The 16,338-nt window shown below is 39.9% G+C and carries 14 protein-coding genes and 4 pseudogenes; 11 read left to right on the top strand and 7 right to left on the bottom strand.

Features of this window, described 5'->3' with window-relative positions:
* The first annotated feature begins 169 nt into the window (after window positions 1-169).
* A pseudogene (locus tag CV014_RS22350) lies at window positions 170-1,132 on the top strand (RsmB/NOP family class I SAM-dependent RNA methyltransferase).
* On the opposite strand, the gene CV014_RS22345 reads toward CV014_RS22350, so the two are convergent.
* Window positions 1,104-1,301, bottom strand: coding sequence for a YbhB/YbcL family Raf kinase inhibitor-like protein (locus CV014_RS22345; protein WP_236144031.1), 198 nt, complete (start codon window positions 1,299-1,301; stop codon window positions 1,104-1,106). The pseudogene CV014_RS22350 and the gene CV014_RS22345 overlap by 29 nt on opposite strands.
* A gap of 167 nt (window positions 1,302-1,468) precedes the next feature.
* Here CV014_RS22345 and CV014_RS22340 point away from each other — a divergent pair.
* The 4 genes and pseudogenes from CV014_RS22340 (at window position 1,469) to CV014_RS22325 (ending at window position 4,947) form a co-directional block, all read left to right on the top strand.
* Window positions 1,469-3,927, top strand: a pseudogene (locus tag CV014_RS22340) (dynamin family protein).
* A 102-nt stretch (window positions 3,928-4,029) separates the two neighbouring features.
* Window positions 4,030-4,413: a KGK domain-containing protein gene (locus tag CV014_RS22335; protein WP_236144030.1), complete on the top strand. Its 384-nt coding sequence runs from the start codon at window positions 4,030-4,032 to the stop codon at window positions 4,411-4,413.
* A 2-nt stretch (window positions 4,414-4,415) separates the two neighbouring features.
* Window positions 4,416-4,661: an HNH endonuclease gene (locus tag CV014_RS22330; RefSeq protein WP_236144029.1), complete on the top strand. Its 246-nt coding sequence runs from the start codon at window positions 4,416-4,418 to the stop codon at window positions 4,659-4,661.
* A gap of 40 nt (window positions 4,662-4,701) precedes the next feature.
* A complete protein-coding gene (locus CV014_RS22325) occupies window positions 4,702-4,947 on the top strand; it encodes a hypothetical protein (protein ID WP_236144028.1) in 246 nt (81 codons plus the stop codon).
* 37 nt (window positions 4,948-4,984) lie between these two features.
* Here the strand turns inward: CV014_RS22325 and CV014_RS22320 are convergent, their stop codons facing one another.
* Together CV014_RS22320 and CV014_RS22315 are read right to left on the bottom strand one after the other, a co-directional pair.
* Complete coding sequence (locus tag CV014_RS22320; RefSeq protein ID WP_236144027.1) at window positions 4,985-5,839, bottom strand: mechanosensitive ion channel family protein; 855 nt, start codon at window positions 5,837-5,839, stop codon at window positions 4,985-4,987.
* Window positions 5,840-6,255: 416 nt separating this feature from the next.
* On the bottom strand, window positions 6,256-7,116 hold the full coding sequence (locus CV014_RS22315; protein WP_236144026.1) for a mechanosensitive ion channel family protein: 861 nt from the start codon (window positions 7,114-7,116) through the stop codon (window positions 6,256-6,258).
* 236 nt (window positions 7,117-7,352) lie between these two features.
* On the opposite strand from CV014_RS22315, the pseudogene leuB reads away from it, so the two are divergent.
* A pseudogene (leuB, locus tag CV014_RS22310) lies at window positions 7,353-8,437 on the top strand (3-isopropylmalate dehydrogenase).
* Window positions 8,438-8,475: 38 nt separating this feature from the next.
* On the opposite strand, the gene CV014_RS22305 reads toward leuB, so the two are convergent.
* Entirely contained in the window at window positions 8,476-8,613 is a 138-nt protein-coding gene (locus CV014_RS22305) for a hypothetical protein (protein WP_236144025.1), read from the bottom strand.
* A 123-nt stretch (window positions 8,614-8,736) separates the two neighbouring features.
* On the opposite strand from CV014_RS22305, the gene CV014_RS22300 reads away from it, so the two are divergent.
* Window positions 8,737-9,003 (top strand): hypothetical protein, encoded by a 267-nt coding sequence (locus CV014_RS22300; protein WP_103139368.1) that lies wholly within the window; start codon window positions 8,737-8,739, stop codon window positions 9,001-9,003.
* Window positions 9,004-9,029: 26 nt separating this feature from the next.
* Here the strand turns inward: CV014_RS22300 and CV014_RS22295 are convergent, their stop codons facing one another.
* A complete protein-coding gene (locus CV014_RS22295) occupies window positions 9,030-10,055 on the bottom strand; it encodes a hypothetical protein (RefSeq protein WP_236144024.1) in 1,026 nt (341 codons plus the stop codon).
* A 75-nt stretch (window positions 10,056-10,130) separates the two neighbouring features.
* Window positions 10,131-10,505: a hypothetical protein gene (locus CV014_RS22290; RefSeq protein WP_236144023.1), complete on the bottom strand. Its 375-nt coding sequence runs from the start codon at window positions 10,503-10,505 to the stop codon at window positions 10,131-10,133.
* A gap of 320 nt (window positions 10,506-10,825) precedes the next feature.
* Between CV014_RS22290 and CV014_RS22285 the strand changes: the two genes are divergently transcribed.
* The 3 genes from CV014_RS22285 to accD all read left to right on the top strand — a co-directional run bounded on the left by CV014_RS22285 (window position 10,826) and on the right by accD (window position 13,206).
* A complete protein-coding gene (locus tag CV014_RS22285; protein WP_236144032.1) occupies window positions 10,826-11,638 on the top strand; it encodes a prepilin peptidase in 813 nt (270 codons plus the stop codon).
* A 254-nt stretch (window positions 11,639-11,892) separates the two neighbouring features.
* The gene (locus CV014_RS22280) at window positions 11,893-12,138 is read left to right on the top strand and encodes a hypothetical protein (protein ID WP_236144022.1); all 246 of its coding nucleotides are present in this window, start codon (window positions 11,893-11,895) and stop codon (window positions 12,136-12,138) included.
* A 117-nt stretch (window positions 12,139-12,255) separates the two neighbouring features.
* Window positions 12,256-13,206, top strand: a complete 951-nt coding sequence (gene accD / locus CV014_RS22275; protein ID WP_236144021.1) for an acetyl-CoA carboxylase, carboxyltransferase subunit beta — start codon at window positions 12,256-12,258, stop codon at window positions 13,204-13,206.
* A gap of 91 nt (window positions 13,207-13,297) precedes the next feature.
* Here the strand turns inward: accD and CV014_RS22270 are convergent, their stop codons facing one another.
* On the bottom strand, window positions 13,298-14,716 hold the full coding sequence (locus CV014_RS22270; protein ID WP_236144020.1) for an MFS transporter: 1,419 nt from the start codon (window positions 14,714-14,716) through the stop codon (window positions 13,298-13,300).
* A 191-nt stretch (window positions 14,717-14,907) separates the two neighbouring features.
* On the opposite strand from CV014_RS22270, the pseudogene CV014_RS22265 reads away from it, so the two are divergent.
* A pseudogene (locus tag CV014_RS22265) lies at window positions 14,908-16,145 on the top strand (ABC transporter substrate-binding protein).
* The last annotated feature ends 193 nt before the right edge of the window (window positions 16,146-16,338 follow it).

Here is a 16,338-nt window from a genome sequence, read left to right as displayed (position 1 = left end):
AAGAGATAGTCTTCAGTGGGCATTGGGCATTGGGCATTGGATATAAAAAGGCCAAAATATTTTTTACATTTTGCCTTTTGCCTTTTTACTTCCTTTCCCTAATTCCTAATATTCTAGAGTATGAAGCCAACCCACTAACAAGCATTGTTCTTCTGTAACAGTTTTACTAATGGAAAAACCATCAAATTTATTATTGAAACTTACACGCCGTTTGTTTGAAAACCTTGATAATCAAGAAAAGTTTATTGAAGCGTTAATTGCTCCTCAATCTTTAATCCCTGTATCCTTTGGTGCCAGAATCAACCAGAAAAGCTACCGTTTTCAGTGACATCACCATTGAACTGGCAACCACAATTTATCAATCGTTTACAATTAGGAGAAAAACCAGGTCAACATCCTTTACATCATCAAGGATATTTTTACTGTTTAGACTTTTCTTCTGTATTCGCTGCTGCTGTTTTATTAGCAATCCCTCAGCCAGTTAGATTAGTGTTTGATATGTGCGCTGCACCAGGAGGGAAAAGTATATTTGCTTGGCAAGCTTTGCAACCAAATTTAATTATTTGTAATGAAGTAATTGGCAAAGGTTAGGAATGTTGATATCTAACTTAAAGCGTTGCCAGATTAGTCCTAGTATAGTGATGAATCGAGATTCTAGGATATTTGCAGAAAGTATTAATTCAACTTGTGATTTGGTATTGGTTGATGCTCCTTGTACGGGACAGTCTCTATTAGCTAAAGGTGAAAAAGCACCAGGATGTTTTCATCCTACGGCTATTAATAAAAGTGCTAATCGGCAAAAAAGAATCATTGCTAATTCTGCACAAATAGTTGCACCACAGGGTTATTTGGCTTATATGACTTGCACCTATTCGCCGGAGGAAAATGAGCAGGTTTGTGAGTGGTTTTTGTCTAAATTCCCGCAGTTTCAGCCAGTAAAAGTTAGTCATTTACAAGATTATCAATCACATTTAACTGATATTCCTGTTATCGCCTTTTTCCTCAAGATAGATTAGGTGCTGGTGCTTTTACTGTGCTATTTCAAAACACTGATGTAGGAGAAAGTCAATTGTTAGACATGGATTTATTGAATGATTTAGGGATTATTTTTCAAGAGGGTGTAGGGATTTAGGGGTGTAAGGGTGTAAGGGTATAGGGGTATCATCGACAATTAAGGCAAAACTCTGAGTCTCTTTTGGTGCATCTTCCCATTTTAAGGAAGGAGAAATTCCTGCACCTTCGCAGGAAAATTTCGTGGGAATCATACTATTAGCGGAAAAGCTGTCACTTATTAGTTTCATATTTTCCTTTACCAACGATGTTAACAATATGATTATTTGACATCATGGTAATACTGAAAAATTTATTGATCCTCTTTCCCAAGAGGCAATTCATAACGTCGTAATCATACTGAAGCAATAGTATAAATACTTGATTAAAATATACTGAAAATGTAATTGGTACTTGTATGTCATACCTGCCTTTTCAGTGCCATAATTTAAAAGATCAAGTTGACTCTATATTGCAACTTTTACAACAAGAATCAGCTTTGCGATCGCAAGATATTACATCTGTGCAAACTTCTCTAGGTAAAGCCATTTCTCCCAGGTTTGAAATTGTCTTTGCGGGTGCTTTTAGTGCAGGTAAATCTATGTTGATTAATGCACTCTTAGAACGAGAGTTACTATATAGTGCAGAAGGACACGCTACAGGGACAGAATGTAAAATTGAGTATGCCGAATTAGGTGAAGAACGGGTAGTTTTAACTTTTTTAAGTGAAGCAGAAATCAGGGAGCAAGCAACTTCTCTATGTCAACAATTGGGATTTACAACTGGGGCTAATATCAATCAAGCAGAAGTAGTAAGTTTATTGTATCAAGGCTGTGAAGCAATTATTCAACAAGAGGGTGGAGAAAGTAAATCAGAACGTGCCAAACAAGCCAAAGCCTTAATTTTATTATTGCAAGGATATGAGGCAAATCGGCAACATATTCATACAATAAATAATGCTACCTATTCAATGGAGCAATTTAATTTTACGAATTTAAAAGAGGCGGCTGGATATGCGCGGCGTGGTAGTAATAGTGCAGTTTTAAAACAGATTGAATATTATTGCAACCATCCTCTATTACAAGATGGAAACGTTATTATTGATACGCCTGGGATTGATGCGCCAGTAGAAAAAGATGCACGGTTAACCTACGCTAAAATTCAACATCCTGATACATCGGCGGTGGTGTGTGTGCTGAAACCTGCATCTGCTGGTGATATGACGAAGGAAGAAACGGAACTGTTAGAGAAATGCGGCAAAATGGGGGAATACGCGATCGCGTGTTTTATGTCTTCAACCGCATCGATGAAACTTGGTACAATACCCAATTAAGGCAACGACTAGACGATTTAATTAATTCACAGTTTCGTGATACTAGTCGCGTTTATAAAACCAGTGGGTTACTAGGATTTTACGGTAGTCAAATTAAACAAACAAACCAACAAGACAGATTTGGTTTGGATTCTATTTTTGTAGATAGCGTTAAAGGTGTACATGGTACAGAAGAAACACCGCAGTTCGTTTACGCATTTAATAATTACTGTGTCAGTTCTGGTAAACTTTCTTCTACTAATTTTCGGATTTCTCTTAACGGTTTTGAATCCCCCAATGCTAACTATGTAAGAATCTTATCAGAGCAAAGCACACCTTTAATTAATCAGTTAATACAAGATAGTGGAATTGAAGAATTTCGCAGTGCGATTACTAGCTACCTCACCGAAGAAAAGCGTCCACAGCTTTTTAAATCTCTTGCTAACGATTTAGAAGATATTTGTATCAAACTCAAAAAACACTATCAATTGGCATATCGGAATTTAGATAGTCAACCCCGTGAAATTGAGACGATGAAGCAACATGAATTGCAACGTCTCAATCAACAATTGCAACAAGTGGGGAGAGATTTTAGTCAGCACATCATAGAAGAGGTGAATCTAGTAATTAACAACTCCTGTGATGGCTTTGAAACTGATTTTAAGCAATTACAATCTCGGATGATTCGCCGTTTAGATGAGTTATTAGATACATTTTCTGTTGCTGATGCTTATCGCCGTGCAACTCTGAGTCACCCACGCAATGCTACTGCACCATTACTAGCGATTTTAGTCGAAGCTTTCTATTATCTCGCCAATCAATTAGAAGATATTTTAGTGGAATCTTCCGAACAAGTGATTGCTAATCTTTTCCAAAGATTAATGGAGAAGGTTCGTAAATCAGAATACTATCGTCAATTGTATCGTTTGTTAGGTAATGATGCAGGTATTGAATCAAAGTTAAAAGCACTAGAAAAAGCTGTATCACAATCTTTAATTGATGCAGGTAGTGTAGAATGCGATCGCTATGTCAGAGAAAGTCATTTATTTTACGATGAAGGGACTTTTTCTATATATCAATTCCGCCAGACGTTGCTGCAAACTTCTCAAAGTTATGATTCTGAAAGTATGGTAGAAGCCGAACCAGCAATCAGACAACTATTAAAGTTAGACTTTGAACCCAAAGTTTCCCAAACTATCCGTAAAACCTTCCGTCAAACTATCAACCAAATCCTCAAAACTCAATTATTACCAATGACGGAAAGTCAAGCCGAAGAGATTTTACAGCAATATCCCCAAGCACGAGTTTATTTAGAACAAACATTAGAACAAGAAGCTGAGGAGAAAATAGCTAATAATCGGCGGTTACTTAATGCTGTAGAACAAAAAATTGAGGCTTATAATTTGGCAGTGACTAATATTAATAGTTGTTTGCAATCTATGCAGTTATATAATCATCTCTTACCTACAATCAGCACGACTCAATCAGAATTAGTAGAAAATATCTCTACTAGTAATGGTGTGTTGATTTCAGATGGTTTATCGGGAAGTATGACACAGATTTAATCTGTCCTTTTAAAAAGTCCGCCTGTGCGGACTTTATTTATATAACTGCAAATTCATTCCTGATGAGACTAAAATATTAATCATTTATCTATCTACATAACAATGGAAGATAATTTTAATTTGAGTAACTGTAGTGACAATGACGTTTTTTCAGTGAAAGATCAGGTATTTAAAGCTAGTCAAATGAGGCAAGCAATACAAAAAATATTTCTTGAGAAATTATCTAAGGAACTTTATATATTGTTAAATGATTGTGGCATTTCAATAGATCCTGGTGGATATATAGTTGGTAATAGATTTTACCGCTATGATGCTAAGTTCTTTGATGAAGGAATAGAATGTGAAATACTGCAACCTGGAACTGCTGGCTGGCAAACAGGAACAATTAGAATTAATGTTAATATAGAGTTTATACCAGACGCACCTAATACAACAGCATCGGCATCGCCTTTAGATGATCTGCGGCGCATGATGAATGAAGAATAATTATGAATAAAACACCACGCATTCATATACCACCAGCAGTTAGACAATATGTGTTCCAACGGGATAAATATCAATGTCAAAGTTGCGGTAAAACAGGCGTAGAAACTGATTTAAATATCGACCATATTATCCCTTTAGCGCGTGGTGGACAAAACGATATCAGCAACTTGCAGACTCTTTGCTGTACCTGTAATCAACGTAAAACTGATAAAATTGACCACCGCTTCCGGCGACATTTTAAAAATTAAGCTAGCATGGATTTTGAATTAACTGTCAGTTTTAGAAGTTATGCCTCAAAAACATCACAGCAATTCCCGGAAAATTAGTAAATTCAAACCTAAAGTTAGCCAAATTTTTGTAGTGATAGTTACTTTAATAATTGCTTTTCCTTGGTTGTACGAAATTAAAACTAAGGCGGGAATTAACATATCCAAAAGTCGCCATGCTGGGACATTCTTTGAAAAACATACAGGTGGACTTTTTCGCTGCGAATGGCTGTATCCCTATAAGTGCGATCGCCCCACCCCAAATTAGTCCATAATCTGATAGTTGCTAGTAAGGACTTTAGTCCTTACTTCTGAAAATATGTAGAAGAAATCAAGGGTGTATTTCCATCTTCCGAATTACCACTAAAAGCATAGCGTTGTTCAGGAACTGGATAACCAGCTTCGCCGAAAGTTTCTTTGATGGCTTTATTAGTGTCAAAATAAACCTGCCAATAATCTTCATTATGACAGTAGGGACGCACCGCTAAAACTGTACCTGCTAGATTAAAATCTAAAATTTCTACATCAGGTGCAGGATTATTTAAAACATGAGGAATTTGGCTGATTCTCTGTTTTAAGAGCCTGATTGCTTCATTATGGTTAACACTGTGATGTATTTGTGCTTTGAGATCAACACGCCGATAAGGATTAGCAGAAAAATTCTCAATATTATCTGAAAATATTTTATTATTGGCGACAATTGTCATTACATTGTCAAGTGTATTAATAGTAGTAGTGAAGAGTCCTATTTCTGCTACTGTTCCAGTTACACCTGCGGCTGATATCAAATCACCAGCCTTGAATGGACGAAAAATCATTAAAAAAGCACCAGCAGCAAAGTTTGCTAATAAGCCACTCCAAGCCGCACCAATGGCGATACCTAATGCTGCTAACAATGCAGCAAAAGAAGTAGTTTCAACACCGAAAAATCCGAGAATCGCCACAATTAGAATAATTCTCAGTGTAACTGCAACGATATTGAGCAGATAATTAACCAGCGTGGCTTCAATATGCTGGGTACGGAAAGCGCGCCGGAGTAATTTTAAGCCAAAATCAATCAAATTTTGACCGATAAACCAAATCGCGATCGCGCCTATTAATTTCAATCCAAATTGTGTTAATAATCCCAGTACAACAGGAATAATTTGATTGAAATTCATAATTTTTTCTCTATTTTCAAAAAAACAAAAAATCCCACAAAAAATATCAATCGTCTTTGGAATTGTGGCTACTTGTCATAATGGTGTAAATAAGCATATGACCGCACCTCTTCCTGAAGATAGATTGTGTATTTTCCGTCTTTTGAGAGATATTTATTAACTTAACCAGCATGAATTCGATTACCTCTCCCCAAACCCCTCTCCGCGTCGGAGAGGGGCTTTAAAAATTCCCCCTTCCCTACTAGGGAAGGGGTTAGGGGGTTAGATTTTGCATTAACTTTTTCACATAACGTGAAAAGTCAGAACATGAAATAAAAAACCATACAATAAAAAAGTAGGTAAAGTATATATCTTACCTACCTTGTACTTACTTGTTCTATTTTTAAGTGAAAACTCTGCACATGAAAGCGTGATTTTTACTGTGTAACAAAATCACTTAAGGATGCGGCTGGAACACTTGCACCATTTCCTGAATGACTATTAACTACATAGCGTTGTTCGGGAACTGGATAACCAGCCTCACCAAAGGCTTCTCTGATAGTTTTATTGGTGTCAAAATAAACTTGCCAGTAGTGATCATTATTGCAATAAGGACGCACTGCTAATACTGTCCCGGCTAAATTAAAATCGATAATTTCTACATCTGGTGCAGGATTATCGAGTACGTTGGGAATTTGGCTAATTCTAGACTTTAATAGTGCGATCGCTTCATTATGATCGACTGTATGATGTAATTGAGCTACCAAATCAACCCGACGGTAAGGATTAGCAGAAAAATTCTGGATATTGTCAGCAAAGATTTTGTTGTTAGCAACTATTGTTAAGACGTTGTCAGGTGTATTGATGCTGGTGGTAAATAGTCCAATTTCCGTCACAGTACCAGTTACACCACCGGCGGAAATGAAATCACCAACATTAAACGGACGGAAAACAATCAAAAACGCACCAGCCGCAAAATTTGCCAACAGTCCACCCCAAGCCGCACCGATGGCTACACCAGCAGCCGCTAGTAAAGCTGCAAAAGAAGTAGTTTCAATGCCAAAAAAGCCGAGAATCGCCACAACTAGGACAATTCTCAAAGTTACACCGATAATATTGAGCAAATAACTAATCAGCGTCGGCTCAATATTTTGACTGCGGAAAGCGCGACGCAGTAGCTTGACAGCAAAATCAATCAGTTTTTGGGCGATTAACCAAAGTGCGATCGCACCTAACACTTTTAAACCAAACTGTGTTAACAGTTGCAGCGCAACCTGTCCAATCTGCTGAAAGTTCATAAGTTATTCTTATTTTAGCTATTTATTAAAGAACATACTAGTAAAATCACTTAAAAATGCCTAAAAATACTTTTTTTTAATCTTTGATTACCATATATCAGCTAGTTATTAAGCATATAGTCTGGGATTTAGCGAAATATATACCCTCCTAAATTACGAATTACGAATTACTAATTACGCATGACAAATTCGGTATGATATTTAATCTGCAAGCATTTACCGAATAGAAACTAACTATGACTCAGAACTACCGTATTACCCTACTTCCTGGCGATGGCATTGGCCCCGAAATTATGGCTGTGGCGGTAGATGTGCTGACAGTCATAGGAAAGCAATTTGATATTCACTTTGACTTTCAAGAATCTTTACTTGGCGGTGCAGCCATTGACGCAACAGGTGAACCCTCCCAGCTGCTACCCTCGAAACCTGTCGCAATAGTGATGCTGTCTTACTGGCGGCTATCGGTGGTTACAAATGGGACAGCCTCCCAGCTAACCAACGTCCAGAAGCGGGTTTATTAGGACTCCGCGCAGGCTTAGAACTATTTGCCAATTTACGTCCAGCCCAAATTTTACCCCAACTCATCGATGCTTCCACCTTGAAACGGGAAGTAGTAGAAGGTGTAGACATTATGGTTGTGCGTGAACTGACTGGTGGGATTTACTTCGGTCAACCTAGAGGAATTTTTACCACTGAAACAGGTGAAAAACGCGGTTTGAATACGATGGTATATACCGAATCAGAAATTGAACGGATTGGTAGAGTAGCATTTGAAACCGCACGCAAACGTCGGGGTAAACTTTGTTCAGTTGATAAAGCCAACGTATTAGAAGTATCGCAGTTGTGGCGCGATCGCATGACTAAATTAGCCCAAGAATACCCAGATGTGGAACTCACCCATCTATATGTAGATAATGCAGCCATGCAATTAGTCCGCGCCCCCAAACAATTTGACACCATCGTCACCAGCAACTTATTTGGCGATATCCTCTCCGATGCCGCCGCCATGCTCACAGGTAGTATAGGTATGCTACCTTCTGCCAGCTTAGGTGCATCGGGGCCAGGACTATTTGAACCCGTTCATGGTTCTGCACCAGATATTGCAGGACAAGATAAAGCCAACCCCCTCGCCCAAATCTTAAGCGCAGCCATGATGTTACGCTACGGCTTAAATCAACCCCAAGCCGCCGACAGAGTTGAAAAAGCCGTATTGCAAGTTTTAGAACAAGGCGATCGCACAGGCGATATCATGTCACCAGGAATGAATCTTTTAGGTTGTCGTGCAATAGGCGATTCATTGATTAAGGCTGTTAGTCAATAGTCAATAGTCAATAGTCAATAGTCAATAGTCATTAGTCATTAGTCATTAGCCATTAGGGAACAGGGAACAGGGAACAGGGAACGGTTTTTCTCATCTCCTACCTTGTCTGCCTTGTCTGCCTTGTCTGCCTTGTCTGCCTTGTCTCCAATGCCCAATGCCCCATGCCCAATGCCCAATGCCCAATGCCCAATTAATTGCCCGTTTCCGAAAAATTTCCTAGCACAATCGGCCAAATTGGCAACCGTTACCAAAAGTTTCAGCTAAACTAGAAGCAAATCTAGCAACTACGCAGCAATATAGTGTACGCTTTACGACAAGAACAGGGAAAAGCTCAATTTACTGCCCCCAGAAATCAGTCTCCTTTGATTGATCCTGCCGTAATCAGAGCTGCGGGGCGAATTTACTATACTCATTGTGAAGTGCATCCTGAAATCGCCGGTCAACCTTCAGGAGTAGCCATCAATCGGGTCACTCATCGCGGTAAGGTGATTTTTACTAATCAGCCAGTTCTCTTACCTCAAGAATGTTTTGTACCCTTGAGCCAAATAGAATCACATATGTACTAATAATTACTGTTAATTATGTAATTATACTATCGCCTACGATCCCTTTCGAGGCGAGAAATCGCATCACGATAAAGCTCTAGTTCCGATTTATGCGGGCTACGTTTGCGTTCTGCTTCAATATTTCGTTCGCAGGAACTCTCATCACTATAGAGCAGTTGTAACAATTGTTTTTTCAGTACATCTAATTCAGTAGGAGGTAGTATTTCCTTAGATTGGCGCAGTTGTATCACGTATTGATGAGCAAATTGATATTCTGCATCTGTGAGATAACCTAAACGATGCCCTGGACGATAATCATTCTGTGCTGGTTGACGTTTGTATCCAGCAAGAAATATTTCTCCAAAGCCACAGACAAACATACACAAATCCGTATAGCGTTCATTTAATTCAAAATTACTTTTACGAATTCCAGAATTGCTCAAAATATAGTGGCATACTTCATGTGCCAGAATGGCTTGCGCTGCCAACTGATCTTGAAAGAAATCCGTACTCAGTTTGATAGTAACCCAACCTTCTTCGTCTTCTTCAAACATTCCAGCTGCAAATGGTGTTTGTGTCACCAGTACGCGTGGTACCATACGTGGCACCTGAAACCCTGGAGTAACTCGTTCTGCATGACGGATTAAAACTTCAACAACTTGGGCTGGCGTAGCAATACGTACAAAATCCCTAAAATCCAGCAAAAATTGAGGGTTTTGGAAAGATTTTTCTGTTGTCCAGGCAATCTTTGCCAGTTCGCGCAACTGTGATTCTATCTCTGGAAAAACTGAAGACTGTGATGTGCTAGATGATGGTGTTGTTGTCTGTATCGGTTTAACGAATGATGACGATGGTGGAACAGGTCTTACTATAATATCCACACGAGATGTAAGTAATCGCCCTGGCATAGAATACACAGAGGACTGCGGTAAAGACGTTTCTGCAATGGAATTTTCTGGAGGAGTTACCTGCTGCTGCGATGAAAAACCTGGTTTAACAGCACGGCGGTGATACCATACATACAACAACAGCAGTATCAAAAAGATTAATACAGCTAAGATGATGATCTTCATAACTAGTTGAGTGTTGGCAAGTTTCGTGTGTCCAGCAGGTTAAAAACCTCTAAGCACATATATATTTGTCAGTATTTACCTTCTTGTGCGTTTTGTGGCTGAAAGTTTTGCCATAGTTCCTCTAAAGACAATTAAGACGGGAATGAGAGTAATAATCAGACTGGGAATAATCCCCCAGGACATTGAAGATATACCCGCAAATATAATTAGTAAAAATAATCCACCAAATAAGAACCAACCCGTAATTAGCACCCACCAAGGCATTGTGCCAGAAGACATTGTTCTCATAGCTCTACCTCTGGCGTAAATCTCACCCATTGGGTCATACGCAGAGGGAATTCTGTCGTAATATCCTGGTTCTCTCTGGGCTGGGATTTCAACTCTAATGTTATCAGAGTTGAAATTACTGTCTTCGCCAAAAAAATCTTCAGGTTTGTTATTATCACTCATAATTTTTAGCTAGTATTTTTAGTCACACTCTCTAAGCATGGTGTCTATGCAAAATCATCAATCCGCACTTTGCAGATATTTTTGATAGGAGAATTTGGCCTGACTAAGAGACACAACTACTAATCGTGAAATTTCGGATTTTCCCCACGTATTCTTCATAAAATTTAATCAAACAACTTCCCTAATTTCACTTAACTCTATTCTGCGAAGCTAGGTAAACTTTTATTTCTTATTCCCCATTCCCGTAGCTATTGACCAACACCCTCGACAAAAGGCGAAATATCAACGACAACTGACTCAGAACTGTGACAAATAAATATATGGATATTTTGATGGTAGCCCCAGCGATCATCATAGTTTTCGCCTTGGGTGCATCTATTGGTAGCTTTATCAATGTTGTCGTTTATCGATTACCTGCGAGATTATCAATTCTGTGGCCGCCTTCCCGTTGTCCTCACTGCTTAAACCAGCTAAAAGCCTATGATAATGTGCCTGTATTGGGGTGGCTGTGGTTAAAAGGGCGATGTCGTTATTGTAAAAGCCCGATTTCTGTGCGTTATCCAGTAGTAGAGGCGGTGACAGGGATTATTTTTCTCCTCATTTTCTTGATATTCAATGTCTCAATTTTGACATTAGGATACTGGGCTTTTTGTAGTTGGTTATTAGCATTATCCCTGATTGATTTAGACACCATGACATTACCCAATCCCCTAACTAAATCAGGGTTAGTGTTGGGAATTATCTTTCAGGTAGTATTGGGATATATAAACGAAGCCAGCATTGCTAGTATAGTCAAGCATTTAATGATGGGGATAGTGGGAGCTGTATTAGGATTATGGTTATTTGATGCGATCGCACTTCTCGGTATTTTCCTGCAAAAAGAAGCAATGGGTGCAGGAGATGCCAAACTAGCAGCCATGATGGGAGCGTGGCTAGGTTGGAAACATTTACTATTAGCCGGATTTATCGCTTGTAGTCTAGGCGCGATCGTAGGAATCAGTGCAATTTTGCTATCAAAACGCAAATGGGGGCAAAAAATCCCCTTCGGCCCCTTCCTAGCATCCGGCGCATTCTTCACCCTATTCGGCGGCGAAGCAATTTTATCAGCGTACTTGAGATTGTTTAGTCATTAGTCATTAGTCATTAGTCATTAGTCATTAGTCATTAATACTTCTTCTTCCTTGTCCCCCTTGTCCCTCTTGTCTCCCAATACCCAATGCCCCAATGCCCCATTCCCAATCCCCAGTCCCCAATCCCCAGTCCCCAATCCCCAATCCCAATACCAACTAAATTTTCCCCGACTGTAGCGTTCATTACCCCATTTACGCTTGACATTTTGGTAATATCAGCTTGTGACTAGTATCACCCTCTAATTGAAGAGTACCTGTTGGTAAATGCTGAATGCTCATCAACTGGCGATACAAATTGCAATCTTGGGGGCAATACTTCAAGCTGGGGGTTGAGGAAAGGCATCCTGTTGGGGGGTTGGTATGATAACGTCTTTAATTTTGTCAATACATTTACAACACCAAAAGAACCAAATACTTGTATTGGCATCAGTATTTTCGTTAAGCTGGCAACCAAAGATGCAAATTTAGGTCTGATTGCTTATAAGCGTAATTTGGCGATGTAGTCAACAGTTAAAGGTTAATCATCAATAGTCAATAAAATTAATCAAGACTATTGATAATTCAATTATCCTAACTGCTTGACTTATTTTCGACCTCGTACCCACTTGAATAAGATAAAAATGGCAAACAACGAAGAATCACGCGGTTTAAAGTCTCTATTTGATTGGTTTGCGAACCGCCGTAAATCGGGAGCTACCAACCTCGAACGCCAAGAGCGTGAAATTGCTGATGGACTGTGGCATAAATGTCCTAAGTGTGGAGTGTTGACCTATACTAAAGACCTTTTAGCCAATCAGATGGTATGTGTGGAATGTGGACATCACAATCGAGTAGACGGTGATGAACGCATCCGACAAATAATAGACCAAAATACTTGGAGAGCGATAGATGAAAATCTGCGTTCTACAGATCCTCTACAATTTCGCGATCGCAAACCCTATAGCGATCGCTTGCGGGAAATGGAAGACAAGCTAGGGCTTCTAGATGCAGTTAAAACAGGTTTAGGGCAAATCAACGGTTTACCCGTAGGGCTAGCCGTGATGGATTTCCGCTTCATGGGCGGTAGTATGGGTTCTGTCGTGGGTGAAAAAATTACCCGCCTCATTGAACAAGCTACCCAACGACGTTACCCAGTAGTCATTGTTTGCACCTCTGGGGGAGCGAGAATGCAAGAAGGTATGCTCTCTCTAATGCAAATGGCGAAAATTTCTGCCGCCCTAGAACGTCACCGCGACGCTAAATTACTCTACATCCCCGTTTTAACCAACCCCACCACAGGCGGCGTAACTGCTAGCTTTGCTATGTTGGGGGACATTATCATTGCTGAACCTAAAGCCACCATTGGTTTCGCTGGTCGCCGTGTAATTGAGCAAACCCTCAGAGAAAAGTTACCAGACGATTTCCAAACAGCCGAAGACCTACTCAAACATGGCTTCGTTGATGAAATCGTACCCCGTACCCAATTAAAGAACACCTTAGCCAAACTCATCGCACTACACCAACCCGTCCCTACCGCCCCCCCTATGGTACGGTGGGAAGCGATGAGCTTTAGCACCACCGCCGCCGAGTGAAAGGATGAAGAGGCAGGGGGGCAGGGAGCAGGGGAGTAGAGGAAGTTTTACACCAATTCCCAATTCCCCATGCCCTATACCCTATGCCCAATCACTCTTTAACAAACACTAACGGAATCAAAGCCACTAGGCGCAACACTCCCGAAAGGGCGAAAACCCCCAATAAGCCCCCATGCTGAGTGAATTGGGCTATTAAGCTACCGATAGTTGTGCCTAACGCACCACTAAAACCAGCCACCGCCGAAGCGATCGCAAAATATAGTGACTGGTTTTTGAGTGGGGCAATGCCTAACTGCATATTGTTATTACATAAGTCAATAGCTGCCCAAGTTCCGCCCGTTAAAATATGTAACAATGGCAACCACAACCAAACGTCTAGATGATTCCCGCTAATTCCCAACCACAGTAACGGTGTCACCGCCACCAGAAGTCCAATAAAAATCAAAATCTGACGATTACCAACTTTGTCTGCTAACTTACCCCAAAACATCATCATCAGTAAATTAGCTCCTGCTTGCAAACTACCGTAAAGCGTCACCCAACTCACATCTAGTTGCAGCGTATCCAGCATATATAAATTAAAAAACGGCGCACTGAGATTTACAGCCAGCATCCATAAGCCAAAATAAACTAAAAATTTTAAAAAATTAGCATTCTGCCAAAAATCAACCGCAGAATCAACGACTAAAGATTTATTTGCTTCTTTAAATAAGATTAAAGATGTAATGTCTTCCCCTCCGCACCCTGCTCCCTGCCCTCTACCTTCTTGGGGAGATTCACTGATTGTATTTTGTAATTGCGGATTTATGTCTATCTTGAAATACTGACATCCCAAACTGAGAATCCCAAAAACGATACTCACCAAAAGCAATACACCATAACCTTGGAGAGTACCGCTATACCAATGGGAAATAAGTAAACCCGCTAAAGGTACACAAATTAAGTTAGTAAGACTGACTCCACTATTACGTATACCAAAATACCTGCCCCGTAATCGTCGGGGAACAATGATAGCCAGCCAACTCAACCAAGACGCGCTTCCCAGTCCTCCTAATAAGTGACTACCTAAGACAATTAATAAAGTTAAGACTTCTAATTGCAGGGAGTTTACCCATCCCCACCTAAAACCCATAACCCCAAGTAATAAAATCAGCCATAATAGCCGAGCAATACCAAATGTTTTTAAAGCATATTGAAATCTACTGGTGCTGCGTTCGGATAAATAAGCTCCCAAAGGCTGAATTAGATTCACCAGCATGGGAATTGACGTGATCATCCCAAATAATACCGGACTAGCATCTAGCTCTACCAAGAAATTACTCAGTAAAATTCCGCCGGTAGCTAGGGAGAAAATAGCCGCAAAAATCGCATCCACAGTTGAGGCTTTTAAACTGGTGCGAATTGCATTCTTATCATATTGGCGGCTAGGAGCAAGGTGAGTTTGGGGTTGAGGAATCTGGGGAAGTTCCAGAATCACGGGTGACACTGTTTCAAGCTGAATCGAATCCATAGATATTATTTATGGGAAAGCACCCTGACATAAGTGAATCTATTGAGTTATTCAGTGTACACTCAAATACTTTGGGGATAATTCTTCGATATTTTACCTTGCATTTCTCAACAAAACTTCAGATGAGTTAAATATCAGTCCGCAGTTGCAGACGATATAAGTAAAGAGGAATAGACTTGAATTTAATCGTGATGCGGAAGAATTTTTGGCAATTTTTGGGTGTAGCGATCGCGATCGCCATAACTATAATTAGTTGCCATAGTCTACCAAAACCCCACCAAGTCACAGTCAAACTCAGTGGTTGGGGAGGTTCTCCTGTAGAACAGAAATTACTAAAACAAGTCTTACAAGACTTTGAAGCCAAACACCCCCAAATTAAGGTCAAATATGAGGTAATCTCTGACCAATACATGGATGTGATCAAAACCCGCTTAGTTGGGGAAGCCGCACCCGATGTTTTTTATCTGGATGCCTTAGAAGCTCCTTTTTTGATGAGTCAGAATGTCCTAGAACCTTTAAATAATTACATCACTCCAGAATTTGATTTAGCAGATTTTGAACCAACTTTATTAGACAGTTTTAAGTACCAAAATTCTATTTACGGACTGCCGAAAGACTATTCCACCTTGGCACTTTTTTATAATAAAAAAGCCTTTGCTACTGTTGGTTTAAACACTCCGCCCCGAAATTGGGCAGAACTCCGCAGCTACTCACAACAATTAACAGGCAGACTCAACAGATACGGCTTTGGTGAAATGCCAGAATTAGCCCGTCAAGTTTATAAAATTACAGCCTTTGGTGGACAAGTCATTGATTCCCAAGATGACGCTACATTTGCTAGTCCACAAGCTTTGCAGGGATTACAGTTAGTCATTGACCAGTATCGCCAAGACCGTTCCTCTGCCCAAAAATCTGATCTGGGAACAAACTCAGGTAGTGAAATGTTTGTCAGGGTAAGGTGGCGATGGTGATTGAAGGTAATTGGGCAATTCCCTATTTGCAAGAAACCTTTCCCAAATTGGAATTTGCGATCGCAGAAGTACCAACTATTAACAACAAAAAAGGCACAATGGTGTTTACTGTCGCTTATGTCATGAATAAACAATCTCAAAATAAAGCCGCAGCCTGGGAATTAATTTCCTATCTCACAGGTAAAGAGGGAATGCAGAAATGGACAGGAACAGGCTTTGCTTTACCTACTCGTAAATCCGTAGCCGAGAAGTTGGGGTATGACCAAGATAGACTGAGGTCGCCTTTAGTCGCTGGTGTGAATTACGCTATACCTTGGCAAGTCGGTAAACATCCAGCCGCCATTGTCAACAACTTTGATAATCAGTTCATCAGTGCTTTGTTAGGACAACAACCATTAAAACAGGCAATGTTACAAGCACAGCATGAAGCTAATCAGCAAATTCAATCTATGGAGTGATTTAAATCCAGGGTAAAACTATTATTTTCAATAAAAATACTTTGTTTAAATAATGCTCCTAAAAAAATTAGGAGCTATAGATTGTGAAACAATTAATCACTTAAATCTAACCTTGTCTTTTTCTTTGTTCCTCTGCACAAAGAAAGAGTGAGACATTAATGAAATTCATTCTTGAGAAATATAGCAACGACAA

The organism is Nostoc sp. CMAA1605 (genome assembly GCF_021596505.1).
Lineage (GTDB): Bacteria > Cyanobacteriota > Cyanobacteriia > Cyanobacteriales > Nostocaceae > Trichormus.
This window is presented reverse-complemented; position numbering and strand designations above follow the sequence as displayed.

Excerpts from the sequence above, each read along its gene's own strand:
- CV014_RS22345 (WP_236144031.1), bottom strand. The coding sequence starts at position 1,301 with ATGAAACTAATAAGTGACAGCTTTTCCGCTAATAGTATGATTCCCACG.
- CV014_RS22335 (WP_236144030.1), top strand. The coding sequence starts at position 4,030 with ATGGAAGATAATTTTAATTTGAGTAACTGTAGTGACAATGACGTTTTT.
- CV014_RS22330 (WP_236144029.1), top strand. The coding sequence starts at position 4,416 with ATGAATAAAACACCACGCATTCATATACCACCAGCAGTTAGACAATAT.
- CV014_RS22325 (WP_236144028.1), top strand. The coding sequence starts at position 4,702 with ATGCCTCAAAAACATCACAGCAATTCCCGGAAAATTAGTAAATTCAAA.
- CV014_RS22320 (WP_236144027.1), bottom strand. The coding sequence starts at position 5,839 with ATGAATTTCAATCAAATTATTCCTGTTGTACTGGGATTATTAACACAA.
- CV014_RS22315 (WP_236144026.1), bottom strand. The coding sequence starts at position 7,116 with ATGAACTTTCAGCAGATTGGACAGGTTGCGCTGCAACTGTTAACACAG.
- CV014_RS22295 (WP_236144024.1), bottom strand. The coding sequence starts at position 10,055 with ATGAAGATCATCATCTTAGCTGTATTAATCTTTTTGATACTGCTGTTG.
- CV014_RS22290 (WP_236144023.1), bottom strand. The coding sequence starts at position 10,505 with ATGAGTGATAATAACAAACCTGAAGATTTTTTTGGCGAAGACAGTAAT.
- CV014_RS22285 (WP_236144032.1), top strand. The coding sequence starts at position 10,826 with ATGGATATTTTGATGGTAGCCCCAGCGATCATCATAGTTTTCGCCTTG.
- accD (WP_236144021.1), top strand. The coding sequence starts at position 12,256 with ATGGCAAACAACGAAGAATCACGCGGTTTAAAGTCTCTATTTGATTGG.
- CV014_RS22270 (WP_236144020.1), bottom strand. The coding sequence starts at position 14,716 with ATGGATTCGATTCAGCTTGAAACAGTGTCACCCGTGATTCTGGAACTT.